This is a genomic window from Lactobacillus ultunensis DSM 16047, from assembly GCF_001436305.1.
Classification (GTDB): Bacteria; Bacillota; Bacilli; order Lactobacillales; family Lactobacillaceae; genus Lactobacillus; species Lactobacillus ultunensis.
In genome coordinates, this window is record NZ_AZFO01000041.1 from 1 (window position 1) to 14,390 (window position 14,390).

Genomic DNA, 14,390 nt, shown 5'->3' on the forward strand with positions numbered 1-14,390 from the left:
GTCTACTTGACAGGGAATGTATCAGTGTCAGCCGTCTTTTTATCTCTCACTAAATTTCATCATCCGTTTAGTATTATAACTTATTTTACCTTTAATGCACCAGTTTAATTGCTTTTTTCTGTTCTAAACATTCTCCAGTAACTAAAAGAATGATTAATCCGATAACTAAGGTGAAGCAGAAGGCAGCTTGACTACCTTGAGCCGTCGCTGCAGCATAAGAACCTCGCCCACGTTTTTGCCAAACAGCCATAATGGAAGCTAAGATTGTCGTTCCAACTGAACCTGCTAACTGTTGGCTAGTTTGACAAACAGCAGTGGCATCAGCCTGCAATTTACTCGTTTCTGCTTTTAATGATTCGGCTAATGTATTACTAAAAGCCATTCTATGACCTAACATCATGATGCCATAGAAAACAATAATTATCATACTATTAAGATTTAAACCAAAAACAGCAAATAACAGACAACTAAGTGTCATTAATACGCCTCCGCCATATAGCGGTAATTTAGCTCCTAATTTGTCATACAAACTACCGAAGTATGGATTAAGCAGACCTGCAATAATACTGCCTGGAAGCAAAATTAAGCCTCCTATTAGCGAACTCTGTTTGCCTACAATTTGAATATAGTTTGGCAAAACAAAACTAATCCCAATATTGTTAAACTGAAGTAAGAAATAAGCTAACGCACCAAAAACGAAGGCTTTTTGCTTAAAGACATCCAAATCTAATAGCTTCTTAGATGATTTCTGCGAAATCTTAACAAAGAGCCAGAATAAAATAATAGTTATTACAAGCAAAATCCAGAGCATAGGATTAGCCAAACCATTGCTAATTTGGTTAACGCCTAATGTTAAGGTAATAAAAGCAGCAGCTAAGGTAATAAATGATAGATAGTCAAAACTACTCTTCACTTGATCGTGATACTTGCCAATTACTAAAATCCCAGCAATAAAAACAATTAGTGCAAAAATTGTAACAAAGCCAAAGATCCAACGCCAGTTCAAATAAAAGGTGGTTACACCACCAAACGCAGGGCCTAAAGTTGGAGCCATAGCAACAACTAATCCAGCAATTCCCATATAAACGCCCCATTTAGACCGTGGCATAATCTCAGTAACTAGGTTAAACATCAAAGGCGTACTCAATCCGGCTCCTAAAGCCGATATTAGTCGACCTAAAAGCAAAATTGGAAAGTCCGGTGCAATCGCACTGATAACACTACCTACCATGAAACCGATACATGCAGTAGTAAATAATTGCTTTGCGGTAAACCTTTCGTTTAAATATGATGAACAAATCATAATAATTGCAATTGTTAGCAAATATCCTGTGGTCGTCCACTGAATTGTATCCAACGATACGTTGAATTCCTTCATCATGGTCGGGAAAGTTACATTTAGACTGGTTTCAGTCAAGATTCCCACGAAGGACATAAAAGCAGCTGATAAAACAGCTAAGATATTTTTAGTTTCCTTCTTCATAAAACAACTCCCCTACATAAAAAGAGTAGAAAACTTTTGCGGTTTTCTACTCTTTCTTTAATTAGCGTCGCTAATTATATTAAAATGCATACTATCAAATATGCTGAGTATAGCTAATTATTAAAGACGCTTAGCTAAATCGTCGTGTAAGTTTTCGTAACCTGGCTTGTTAAGAAGACCAAACATGTTACGCTTGTAAGCTTCAACACCTGGTTGGTTGAATGGGTTGATACCGTTCAAGTAACCTGAAATAGCAATAGCTAATTCGAAGAAGTAAATTAAGTAACCTAAAGTATGTGCTGATTGGTCAGGAATGTTAACAGTCATAACTGGAACACCACCATCAGTGTGGGCCAAAACAACACCTTCGTAAGCACGGTCGTTTACGTAGTTTAAGCTCTTGCCTTCCAAGAAGTTAAGTTGATCCAAGTTCTTTTCGTCACCTGGAATTTCAACATCGTGACGAGGATTCTCAACACGGATAACAGTTTCGAATAAGTTACGTAAACCTTCTTGGATGTATTGACCAAGTGAGTGAAGGTCAGTAGTAAAGTTGGCACTTGATGGGTAGATACCCTTTTGGTCTTTACCTTCTGATTCACCCATTAATTGCTTGCACCATTCACCAAACATTCTTAAAGTTGGTTCGTAGTTTTCAACAATTTCAGTAGTGTAACCCTTACGGTAAAGGATATTACGCAATGCTGCGTATTGGTAAGGGGTTGCCTTTGACAAATCAGTGTCAGTGTAATCAGCACGAGCATCTGCAGCACCCTTCATCAATTCGTCAATGTCAGCACCTGCAGCAGCAATTGGAAGTAAACCTACAGCAGTAAGAACACTGTAACGACCACCAATGTCATCTGGAACTACAAATTCTTCATAACCTTCTGCATCAGCTTCGGTCTTCAAAGCACCCTTTTGACGGTCAGTAGTTGCGTAAATACGCTTTGCGGCTTCTTCCTTACCGTACTTCTTAACCAACTTGTCCTTGAAGATTCTGAAAGCTACTGAAGGTTCAGTAGTAGTACCTGACTTAGAAATAACGTTGATGCTGAAGTCCTTGTCGCCAACCCATTGAATCAAGTCATAAAGGTATGAGCCTGAAAGTGAGTTACCACAGAAGACAACAGTTGGCATATCAGTCTTTTCCTTGCCATAGAAGTTGCTGTTTAAGAATTCAATAGCAGCTTGAGCACCAAGGTATGAACCACCAATACCGATACAAATTAAAACATCTGAATCGTTTTGGATCTTCTTAGCTGCCTTCTTAATACGACTAAATTCATCTTTGTCATAGTCAACTGGTAAGTCAAGCCAACCACGGAAATCATTACCAGCACCGGTACCGTCACGGAGTTCAGTGTTAGCAGCATTTACCATAGCTTGCATTTCGCTTAATTCATTTTCATGAACAAATGGGGTTAATTTACTACTATCAAAATTAATTAAACTCATAAATCTGCTTCCTAACTATAAAATTTTTTCACATATCTATTTTAACAATGTTATCTATTGAATACCAGTATCATTTACAAGCGCATACATAGTTTTTTGAAGATCCAATAAATTGCATACCCTAAAATGGCTCCACAGGTGTTAAAAAAGACATCGTCAATATCGCTAACACCAGTCCCTAACAAGAACTGCAACGTTTCAATACAAACTGAAAGCAGCATCCCTATCAGGACAGTCTTGGGAAAAGATTGCTTTTTTGAAAAAACAATCGGAAATAGAATCCCAAATGGAACAAAACACAAGACATTGCCAAAAGAGTTATAGAAGAAATCTAATCGGCTTGGAGCATACACTAATTTCCACGTTTCCTTCATAAAGACAAAATTAATATCGCTCAATGGCCTGCTAAAATTAAAGTACAACTGCCAAGGGAAATAAGTATCTCTAAAAGTCGTCAGCATTAAAATCAAAATTAGATAAAACGCAAAAATCCAGACACAAGCTTCCGATTTAAGCGAACGTCTCCTACGAATAAAAAGAAGCCAAATAAGACGCAAGACAGCAAAAATCAAGAAATAAAAAATCGTCTTATCAAGCGCTAATAAAGTCAATTTAATTAATGCGAAATGATTAATACTAGTTGCATATTGTCTTGCCAGAAGTCTATAAAGTGGCCCCAAAAATAGCATGCTTTGCCTCTTTCCCAGTTGTTCTTTATAGATTATAACCATTTTTGCCTAATCAAATTATTAAAAAAGAGATAACTCTTAGCAAAACGTTGTTTTAACTGAATTTAACTATTAAAATTAGGTTTTGTTAAAGGAGAAATATATGAAGAAAAAGAAACTTATTGATTTTATCCAAACACGCACCGGGTTTCTATCCCTTTTAGTCGCCTGCTTTTGGTTAAAATACATTTTTGCTGTATACTTCGACTTCAATTTAGGTCTATCTGACCCATACCAGCATATTATTATGTGGCTTAGTCCCATCCCTACGGCAGTAATCTTAGTCAGTTTTGGCTTCTATTTTCCAAAACCTATCGTTTCATATATCGCAATGCTAGTGATGGACTTTGCCAATACTGTTCTACTCTTTGCCAACATAATTTATTATCGCCAATTTTCTGACTTCTTAACTATTAAGACGATGACCAATGCCGGCAAGGTTTCCCAGGGACTAGGCAAAAGTACAGTTGCACTGCTTCATCCAACGGATATTCTGATTTGGATCGACTTAATCATCATTATCACTTTGCTTATTTTGCATAAAATTAAGATTGATCAAAAATCTTATGGACTTTCTACTCCATTTGCAATTACTTCTGTTGGTGCATTTCTTCTTACTTTAAATATCTTATTGGCAGAAACATCACGTCCACGTTTATTACGTAATACTTTCGATCGCTCTTACGTTGTGAAATATTTAGGGATCGATACTTTTACCGCCTATGACGGACTAAAAAGTGCGCAAAATGTACAAGTAACGAAGAATGCAAACGCATCAGATTTAAATAATATTTTATCGTTTACTAAAAAGAATTATGCGGCTCCTTCTGCTTCGACTTTTGGCATCGAAAAGAACCGCAACGTAATTATCATCCACTTGGAAAGTTTCCAACAATTTTTGATCAATTTAAGAGTAAATGGAAAAGAAGTTACCCCATTTCTAAACTCTCTTTACAAAAATAAACACACGATTAGTTTTGATAATTTTTATCATCAAGTAGGCCTAGGACGAACCAGTGATGCTGAAAATATGCTTGAAACTGGTACTTATGGTATTTCGGATGGTTCACTATTTACTTCACTGGGCTCTGAAAACACATTCCAGGCTGCGCCACAGATCCTCCGCAACAACGGTTATACTTCTGCCGTTTTCCACGGCAACGTCGGTAGTTTTTGGAATAGAAATGATGTCTACAAGAATATGGGCTACAACTACTTCTTTGATAAAAACTACTATAGTTCTCAAGCCAAAGACTCTAGTGGTTACGGTTTAAAGGATAAGTTACTATTTGCGGAAAGTATTAAATACTTAGAACAAATGCAGCAACCCTTCTATGCTAAATTCATTACCGTAACCAACCATATTCCGTTTGATCTAGATAAAGAAGACCAGGATCCTAACTTCAAGACTACTAATACTACAGATCAAACAATCAATAATTACTTCATGACTGCCCATTATTTAGACGAGGCGGTCCATGAATTCTTCAATTATTTGAAATCTTCCGGTTTATATAAGAATACAATGGTCGTAATCTATGGTGACCACTACGGTTTAAGCAACTCCGAAAACGAGACGCTAGCGCCAGTAATTGGAGAAAGTGCAGACACTTGGAATACGTACAACAACGTACAGATGCAACGTGTGCCATTCATGATTCACGCTAATAATTTAAAGGGCGAAATCAATCATGAAGTCGGCGGTGAAATTGATGTCCTTCCAACTCTGCTTCACTTATTGGGAGTTAATACTAAGGGTTACGTTCAATTTGGTAGTGATTTGCTTTCACCAAAACGAAAAGATTGGATCGTCTTTAGAAATGGAACAATAGTCAGCGATAAATATATAATCGTTGGCGCTAAAGGTATTAAAGGTACGGTTTACAATCGTCAAAATGGTAAACAAATCGTCAACTTTACGCCACAAGAAAAGAAGGAAATAGCGGAACTAGCTAAAGAAGGCAAAGAATCTCTGCATGATTCTGATTTGCTTAATAATCATAATTTGCTTAGATTCTACACTCCAACTGGCTTTGTCCCAGTTAACCCTAGTCAGTTTAATTATGCAGAAAACTATCAAAAAATGATTGAAATCAGAGAACAACTAGCTGGCAATTCTACTTCGCTCTATAGTAAACGTGGTTCGACAACCAAACTATATAAGACGGATGCGGCTGAGTTAAAGAATAGAAAACAAGAGATAACTCAGATACCAGAAAATGTTTTAAAGAATCAATTATCTGATAGCGATACTAAGAAGACAAAACAAAATAAATAAGATTTCACAGATATAAATATACTATTTCTATAAGTGCTCCTAATTAAATCGTAAGCGTCAAATAATCAAGTGTATCGTCTCAGCTTCTACTTTCAGTTATGATTGACGTGTCAATTTAGTCATGGAGATAATCGAAAAACAACAGTCAATTGTGGCATTTAGTCATCCAACAAGATCCCAGAAGACTCGACCGCTACGCAATAATTTATTGCTCAGTTTAAAGAAAAACGATCCGGAGCTGAATTTTTATAGCAGTTTAGATCCTGAAATCATGAATAAGCTTCTTAAGAAAGTCTTGTTATAATTAATTTTGATGAGCTGGGCCAGGTTTATATCGTTTGCGACAAGACCGATCTGCGCAAAGACATTGATGGACTGGACAAAGAACAGTTTGAGCTTAATCCTTTTAGTCTTCCTCTTTTGCGGTGGACGCAAAGATCGCTTCAAAGCCCTTTATTGGAACGGTTAGGAATATTGGTTATTATAAAAAATTTGAAAACGGCAATTTACCTTATTCCAATGCCTGTCTTGAAGGCTTTAATTGCAAAATCAAGCAAATTGAACGAACAGCCTTTTATTAGTTGCTTGATTCTATTCATTTACTCCTATCAGCAGGATTTCTTATAGAACTAAGTATAAAATAATTTGTGGTAAAGTTTAAATCTAAATTAAAATGAGCCAAATCCAATTTAGGACTTGACTCCAAAACAAAAAGACCAGTAGTCTGATGTTAAGCAAAAAACACATTAGAAGCTGGTCTTTTATGGAATTAATTGTAACTAAAATTGTCAAAATTATAAAGTCTGAAGTAAGTGTCAATATTTTTGCGATAGGCTAAAACCATTAGTCTAACCTTAATTTCCTTAATAATTTATGTGGTTCAATGAGTGGGCAAAATTGTTTAAATAGCTGCCTCCAGCCACTTTAGCTTCAATTGCTCCTTGTCTAATACTGACATGAGTTTCATATGCTTTTTTCAAACCAGCTCATACTGCCTGTTTATAACGTTCTGCGGTTAATTTCTGGAGCTGACTGCCTGTAAATTCGTGCTCTAACTCTTGATTCTTAAGGCAAGTTAAAACGCGCAGGATTCCTTCTGCTCTATCTTCAGACCAATATTTGTCTCGTCCTTTAATACGATAGGAACCTATGGTGATTACTTTCGCAGCAGCCAATTGCTTTAATCACTGCCAAATCTTGCTTTTTAAACGGTTCGATATCAGCCCAATGGCGCCCCAAATATAGCTGCGCAGGCGCTCAAGGTTTTCATGATTTTCGGGCGTATTTAATTCATCAATCAACTCGCCTTGCATGGCCGGCATAAAGGTCCTTGATTTTTTATTCAGATGAAAGACATCCAGAAAGTGCTCATGCCGCTTACAGCAGCCGACCATTTCCTCAAAGTCTTTTTGGCATAGCCCGCGCCACCATCTGCATTACTGATAATCAGAGTGTTAGTCAGATCATAAGTGTTAGGTTAGTTAAATACTCTTTGATTTCCTGTAAAGCATCTAAATGGCTTAAAGAAACAAACTCCTTGGCATGCACTCGCTTGCGTCTGATCTTGCTTAATATTGATAATGCCTTCGCAGATTTGATAGCGGTGAAATTCTAATCTTTTCTTGGTTCCCTTGATTACCACGCCATCACCTTCAAGATATAAAACTGGTGCTTTTCTTTTCCGTTCAGCTTGGTCATAACGATCTTCAGCTTCTTGTTGTTCTTTGATCTGCTTGCCGGTTTGAATAATCAATTTGCCTACTTGACTATGACTGATATTAGAGCAGGAAAGAGCATTAACTACTAAAACTGTATTGCGGTAAGTGGCAACAGCACTGACTTCTAAGATATCTTTCACTGCTAAAACGCTGTAGCGTTTATAACAATCATAGCCCATTAGCTTATCTAATGGATACAAAGCCTGTTTGCCAGGACAGATATATCTTCTGCGATAATAACTGACTTCACCAAAAGCGGTGGTGATTGAGCGCTTATTTTTCTTTTCAATCTGAAAACCCTGCTGCTTGGTTTCTTCTACCAAGCTGTCATCCACTTGTTCCAAAGCTTGAGCCATCAAAGTCTAATTAGATTAAAGAAATAGATCATCAATGCTTTTTCTCTAGCGATCACATTATTTTCAGACTTAATAATTTTGACAATATCAGTTATAATAATATCCATAAAAGACCAGCTTCTAATGTATTTTTTGCTTAACATTAGATTACTGGTCTTTTGGTTTGAGTTTAAGTCCAACTTTCAAAAGGACTTGAGCCTTTTTAATTATTTCTTTAACTTACCGCAAATTATTTTACACTTAGTACCAAAAAAGCTAGAAACCACGCTAAGTTAGCGTGATTTCTAGCTTTCAACTTTCAGTTAATAAAAAATATATTTTATAAAGATAGGGAGATGTAAAGTATGAGCAATTCTACTGCGCCAAATGGCAATAGAAATTTTTCATTTGTCTTTAAGGCAAAAAGAAGATTAGAAAATATTGAAACACAAAAAAGGGCTAGAACAATCATTAATGTTCGTAAAAAATGGGTGGCTGCAGCAATTATTGCTCTTGCTTCAGGTTCCACTGTTTTTCTTAGTCAAAATGCTGTTGAAGCAGCAACCAATGATCCGGATGCTTCAGATGTTCAAGTTAAAGTAGTACAACAGGATCAAAAACAAAATCAAAACACTACTGCTAATGTAGTTGTTTCAAATTCTGATTCTACAAAAACACAGGTTAATACAACAGTCCAAACACAGAATTCAGCTGTGGTTTCTGGAGATTCAACAACTGCGAATCCTAAGACTTCACAGGCTTCTAATGTACAAAATACAAGTACAACAGCTAATAGTGTAGATCCAAACCAGGAACAACAGCCTGCTAATCAAGCTGATCATGTTAAAGGAAATGTGCAGTCTGCATGGGATCAAGGATATAGGGGACAAGGAACAGTTGTTGCAGTTATCGATTCCGGTGCAGATCCAACTCATAAAGATTTTCAAACCATGCCAGAAGATCCTAAACTGTCAAAGGATGATATGCAAGCTAAGATTTCAAAGCAGGGCTATGGTAAATATGTGAATGAGAAGTTCCCATATGTTTATAATTATGCCGATCGTGATAATGACTATATTACTTCAGATGATACCAATGCTAATGATTCTCCGCACGGTCAACACGTTTCAGGGATCATTGCAGCTGATGGTAAACCAGATGGGAATAAAGAATATGTCGTTGGTGTTGCTCCTGAAGCTCAGTTAATGCAACTTAGAGTTTTTGGACAATTTTCAGATGAAAAAACTGATGATGTGGCAAGAGCAATCTACGATGCAACCAATTTAGGTGCGGATGTCATTCAAATGTCATTAGGACAAGGTGTTGCCGATCAACAATTAACCAATATTGAACAAAAGGCAGTTCAATACGCAATTGATCACGGTGTATTTGTATCAATTTCAGCATCTAATAACGGTAATTCAGCTTCAGTAGATAATCCAAGTAAAGTTCAAGATTCGGGATATCAATCTGGTAGTCAAGCTGGTAACTATGAACCACTTAATTCAAGTACAGTAGCTAATCCTGGTGCTTCCAAGAATGCCTTAACAGTTGCTGCAGAAACTTCAGATACTGGTGACTTAAGCGATATGGCTTATTTCTCATCATGGGGCCCAATTCAAGACTTTACCTTAAAGCCAGATTTAGCTGCACCTGGGTATCAAGTTGTTTCTACTGTTAATCATGATCAGTACCAGACAATGAGTGGTACTTCAATGGCTGGTCCATTTGCTGCAGCTAGTGCTGCTTTAGTAATTCAAAGATTGAAACAAACTAATCCTGAATTAAAAGGTGCACAATTAGTAACTGCTGCAAAGGCAATGCTGATGAATACGGCTAAACCACAAAAACAATTAGGTTATACAACACCTGTTTCACCAAGGCGTCAAGGTGCAGGGCAAATTGATGTTGGTGGTGCTACAGCTACACCGGTTTATGTGACTACTGATGATGGCACTAGTTCAGTATCACTTCATCAAGTTAATGAAAATACTAAATTTACGTTGACCTTCCATAATTTAACTGATCAAAATCAAACTTATACTTTTGATGATTATGGTGGAGGTTACACTGAACAAAGAGATACAACTACTGGTGTTTTTCATGATGTTCAATTAGCTGGCGCTAGAGTAAATGGTGAAAATAGTTTTACTTTAGCTCCTAAAGAAGAACGCAAAGTTAGCTATTCATTAGACTTAACAGGCTTAAACAAGAATCAATTAGTTGAAGGATTTTTGCGCTTTACTAATGCTAATAATGTATCTACAGTTTCTGTTCCTTACTTAGCTTATTATGGGGACTTAACTAGTGAAAATGTCTTTGATCAAAATGCAAATGAAGAACATCCAGATATTCAAGGTAATCGTTTAGTTAATGAACAAAACTATCCTCGTGGAATTGCGGATCAAGAATCATTAAAGGAACTTGTAAATGTTGATGGAAACTATAATTGGCAAGAGGTAGCCAAATTATATGAAAGTGGTAAAGTTGCATTTTCACCAAATGATAATCAAAAAAGTGATTTACTGAAACCATATGTTTACTTGAAGCAAAATGTTAAAGATCTTAAGGTGGAAGTCCTTGATGCACAGGGTAAAGTAGTTAGAGTGGTTTCTGACGTTCAAGGTGTAGATAAATCTTACGATGAAAATGATGTAACTAAAGATACAAGTTTATCTGTTTCAATGAGAGATAATCCTGACGCTTTTGAATGGGACGGTAAGGTTTATAACAGCAAAACAGGCAAAATGGAGACTGCAAAAGATGGCAATTACACCTACCGTTTAGTTGCTACTCTTTGGAATAAAGGACCACATCAGGTTCAAACAGCTGATTTTCCAGTAGTAGTTGATACAGTTGCTCCAACATTATCAAATATAAAATATGATCCTGCGTCACATACTTTGTCAGGTGAATACCAAGATACTGGTGCAGGATTTACGAATTATTCATATGCAACAGTAACAGTCAATGATAAGGTCTTTGGCTATAAGTTGAGTGATGATGAATCAGGCTTTGATAACACGGAAAAGACTAAGGGACATTTTAATTTTGTGTTAGGTCAAGATGCACTTTCTGCATTAACAACTGCTACAAATAAGATGACCGTAGCCTTGAGTGATGTCGCTGATAATACTTCATTGGCTACTGTTGATGTTGCTGGTGACCATGATAGTGAGACTGGCGTAAGCATTTGGAATGCTGTCAATGGTTTAGCTTTTGATCAAAAATCACCAAACTATAATTCAGTTACTAAGACTTACATATTGTTTGGTGGGGCTAATCATGACTTTTACTTAAACGGCAAGTTGGTTCAAGTACAGAACGGTAAATATCAAGCTCCAGTTAGTGTTGATACAACTGAATTCGTATTTAGTACTGATCCTGAAGGTCGACATGTTCTTAATAGTCTTTCAACTGTAACAGCTAAAGCTTTCTTTAATTGGCAAAAGACCGATACATTTGATGGAAACTTTGGTGTAACTATTGGTTCAGTTAAAACTAACGATCCAAATGATACAGTTGTTCAAGCTGTTGTAACTAAAGGTCAAAATGTTAAAGCATATGCGATGGATTACTTTACTGGAGAAGTTTATACCGGTGAAGTAAAAGATGGGATTGCAACATTCCATGTTCATACCTCCGTCAATCAAGATAATACAACTGGCGTTTATAAGAGAGCATTACTAACGGGTTGGACTGAAGTAGATGGTCCATCCTTTAATGATAAGCAAGAAACATCTAGGGGGGGTGTAGCAAGTAGTAATCATCTAGGGGTTTATTATTTTGCTGACGCAGCTGACCGTCCAATTTATACGGATAGAAGTGCCTTGGGAGTAGAAGCCAAGGATGAAGTTGCAAAATTAGATTCATTTGGTCCAGGTTTCTATCCAGGACATGCACCTTCAGATCTAACGACAAGAACGGATCCTAATCCAGATATTCATTTTGATTATATGAATGATAACGACACTACTCGTTTTGGTCAGAATGCTGTTACTCGTGGATACTATGATCCTTTAACTCAGAAATTTATGGTTACTGGTAAAGTTGATGGTAATGTTGCATCTTTAACTGTATTAGGTGATAACTCTAATGAAAATGCTCCTGAAAACCAAGTTAAGTTAGGCAACGACGGTAAGTTTAGCTTTACGGTAACAGCTAACAGAACAGGTCAACGTCCAATCGCATATATCTACCAAACTAAAGACGGACAAAGAGTTCGTGGTACCTTGAATCTTATTCTTGATACTGTTGCTCCTAGCTTGGAAGTAAATCAAGTTAATGGGGATAAATTAGAGCTTTGGACTAATAATCCAAAATTCATTCTGTCCGGCAAGGTAAATGATAATCTTGATGGATATAGATTATTCGTTAATGGTAATAATATTTATCGAGAATTCCTAAACTCTGGTTATAATCAGGTTGCAGGATTGAATATGGATACTGAGTTTACTAATCCATATGGAGCTCATGATTTTGAAGAGGTTGAAAACTTAAATGACAATAATGATCAACCGACTACTCATGTCTTCACAGTTTATGTTGTAGACCAAGTTGGAAATAAGGTGAAAAAGAAATTAACTGTTCACTTTGATCCAAATTATGTCGCTCCAGAAGAAGTATCAAATACTGATACTTCAAACAATTCAAATACTTCAGGTACTGTAGAGAATCTATCAAGTACTACCATAGAAAAATCAGTTACTGATGTTTCTACGGTTCAACCTAAAGGTGAAACTTTAACTGGTAAGTCATTTAACTTACTACACGATGCTTATATCTACAACAAAGATGGTCAAGTCGTTTTAAGCACTGATACTAATAAGACCAGCTTGCTTAAGAAAGGCCAAAGAATTACTGCTTTAGACAATGGCAAAACTGTTGTAATCAATGGGGTGCAATACTATCGTGTTGGCGATAATCAGTTTGTGAAGGTAGCTAATACGGTTTTACAAGCTGGTAAGAGATTGCAATTAAAGCATAATGCACACCTTTATGATAAGAACGGTAAAGTTGTTAAAAGAAATGGCAAGACTATCTTGTTAAGAAATGGCAGATGGATCAGTGCTTTGAACAACGCCGATAAATATGTAATCAAAGGCAAGAACTTCTACAAGTTAGCTAATGATCAATTTGTAAAGGTGGCAAACACTAAACTTCAAAAGCCTAAAGCTTTGAAGCTTACACATAATGCATTTGTTTACGATAAAAATGGTAAGCGTGTAAAGAAGAGTAAGGTTTTGAAGAAAGGCCAAACGATTTTAGCAGAAAATAATGCAGAAAAATTCCATATTAAAGGTAAATTTTACTATAGGGTTAATGGTCAATTTGTTAAAGTAGCAAATACTTTGTAAAAGATAAAAACAAAAGGGTACAACAATTTTTACATTGTGAAGTGAGCCGTAAAAGTATCTAACTTTTACTATGTCAAAATTAAAAGGCTCTTTGTCAACACCCTAAAGTATATAAGGTAGATAGAAACATGACGATGTTTTTACCTACCTTTTTCCTTATACTTAGATTGAGGTTGAAGTCGACAATAGAATGGAAGTAAGGTAAGCGTCAAATAACTGAGTGTCTCGATCCGGTTCCCACTTTCAGCTATGATTAATTCATCAATTAATGGAAGTAATCATATGCTCGAAAAACAACAGCCAATTGTGGCGCTCAATCACCCAACCAGGCCGAAGAAGACTCGCCCACCACGCAACAATCTCTTGCTCAGTTTAAAAAAGAACGATCTGGAACTGAACTTCTCAAGCAGCTTAGATCCTGAGGTGATGAATAAGCTGCTTGAGAAAGTCTTATCATGATCAATCTTGATGAACTGGGTCAGGTTTATCTCGTTTGTGGCAAGACCGATCTACGCAAAGGCATTGATGGACTGGCAACACTAGTTAAAGAACAGTTTGAGCTTGATCCTTTTAGTGGCAGAGTCTTCCTCTTTTGCTGCGGACGCAAAGATCGTTTCAAAGCCCTATATTGGGACGGCCAAGTCTTTTGGCCTAGCCACTTTGCGCTTTAACGCATTAGTGATGCAGGATAACGAAGTGCTACTCTATAAAAGATTTGAAAACGGAAAAATGAACTGGCCCAAGAATCAAAATGAAGTTCAAGCTTTATCTTCTAAGCAGGTTGATTGGTTAATGAAGGGCTTCGCAATTAGCCTAAGAATAAAGAACACGAAAGCGCGCGAATTCTACTAACAGAATTCTACTGACACTTGACATCGCGCGTTTTTTGCTACGCTTTTAACTGACAAAATTTAGGAGGAAGCTTGAATTATGTCACCAGAAAATTTGAAAAAGATTATTGCCCAACGAGCAACTACGATTCAAAACCTAACTGATGAGATCAAACTTCTCCGTGAACAAGTAGCTTACTTAA

The 14,390-nt window shown here is 36.7% G+C and carries 7 protein-coding genes and 3 pseudogenes; 6 read left to right on the forward strand and 4 right to left on the reverse strand.

The window, feature by feature from the left end:
- Positions 1–104 precede the first annotated feature (104 nt).
- The 3 genes and pseudogenes from FC57_RS09280 to FC57_RS09290 form a co-directional block, all read right to left on the reverse strand.
- A pseudogene (locus FC57_RS09280) lies at positions 105–1,483 on the reverse strand (MFS transporter).
- Positions 1,484–1,603: 120 nt separating this feature from the next.
- On the reverse strand, positions 1,604–2,941 hold the full coding sequence (locus FC57_RS09285) for a glucose-6-phosphate isomerase (protein ID WP_007125324.1): 1,338 nt from the start codon (positions 2,939–2,941) through the stop codon (positions 1,604–1,606).
- A gap of 74 nt (positions 2,942–3,015) precedes the next feature.
- Positions 3,016–3,630 carry a VanZ family protein gene (locus tag FC57_RS09290; protein WP_040529363.1) on the reverse strand — a complete coding sequence of 205 codons (615 nt, stop codon included), beginning with the start codon at positions 3,628–3,630 and terminating at the stop codon, positions 3,016–3,018.
- 142 nt (positions 3,631–3,772) lie between these two features.
- Here FC57_RS09290 and FC57_RS09295 point away from each other — a divergent pair, with 142 nt between their 5' ends.
- Positions 3,773–5,947 carry an LTA synthase family protein gene (locus FC57_RS09295; RefSeq protein ID WP_007125322.1) on the forward strand — a complete coding sequence of 725 codons (2,175 nt, stop codon included), beginning with the start codon at positions 3,773–3,775 and terminating at the stop codon, positions 5,945–5,947.
- Between the two features lie 863 nt (positions 5,948–6,810).
- Here FC57_RS09295 and FC57_RS09300 read toward each other — a convergent pair.
- Positions 6,811–8,128: pseudogene (locus FC57_RS09300) on the reverse strand (UPF0236 family transposase-like protein).
- Between the two features lie 237 nt (positions 8,129–8,365).
- Here FC57_RS09300 and FC57_RS09310 point away from each other — a divergent pair.
- The 5 genes and pseudogenes from FC57_RS09310 to FC57_RS11445 form a co-directional block, all read left to right on the forward strand.
- On the forward strand, positions 8,366–13,357 hold the full coding sequence (locus FC57_RS09310) for a S8 family serine peptidase (protein ID WP_007125317.1): 4,992 nt from the start codon (positions 8,366–8,368) through the stop codon (positions 13,355–13,357).
- Positions 13,358–13,639: 282 nt separating this feature from the next.
- Entirely contained in the window at positions 13,640–13,816 is a 177-nt protein-coding gene (locus tag FC57_RS11130) for a hypothetical protein (protein ID WP_169302922.1), read from the forward strand.
- Complete coding sequence (gene tnpB / locus FC57_RS11420) at positions 13,813–14,028, forward strand: IS66 family insertion sequence element accessory protein TnpB (RefSeq protein WP_007125315.1); 216 nt, start codon at positions 13,813–13,815, stop codon at positions 14,026–14,028. Before FC57_RS11130 ends, tnpB begins: the two co-directional genes overlap by 4 nt.
- Before the next feature lie 58 nt (positions 14,029–14,086).
- Positions 14,087–14,209 (forward strand): transposase, encoded by a 123-nt coding sequence (locus FC57_RS11515; protein WP_162259278.1) that lies wholly within the window; start codon positions 14,087–14,089, stop codon positions 14,207–14,209.
- 78 nt (positions 14,210–14,287) lie between these two features.
- A pseudogene (locus FC57_RS11445) lies at positions 14,288–14,390 on the forward strand (IS66 family transposase); the annotation flags it as partial.

Coding starts and splice junctions, on each gene's coding strand:
- FC57_RS09285 (WP_007125324.1), bottom strand. CDS start 2,941: ATGAGTTTAATTAATTTTGATAGTAGTAAATTAACCCCATTTGTTCAT.
- FC57_RS09290 (WP_040529363.1), bottom strand. CDS start 3,630: ATGCTATTTTTGGGGCCACTTTATAGACTTCTGGCAAGACAATATGCA.
- FC57_RS09295 (WP_007125322.1), top strand. CDS start 3,773: ATGAAGAAAAAGAAACTTATTGATTTTATCCAAACACGCACCGGGTTT.
- FC57_RS09310 (WP_007125317.1), top strand. CDS start 8,366: ATGAGCAATTCTACTGCGCCAAATGGCAATAGAAATTTTTCATTTGTC.
- FC57_RS11130 (WP_169302922.1), top strand. CDS start 13,640: ATGCTCGAAAAACAACAGCCAATTGTGGCGCTCAATCACCCAACCAGG.
- tnpB (WP_007125315.1), top strand. CDS start 13,813: ATGATCAATCTTGATGAACTGGGTCAGGTTTATCTCGTTTGTGGCAAG.
- FC57_RS11515 (WP_162259278.1), top strand. CDS start 14,087: ATGAACTGGCCCAAGAATCAAAATGAAGTTCAAGCTTTATCTTCTAAG.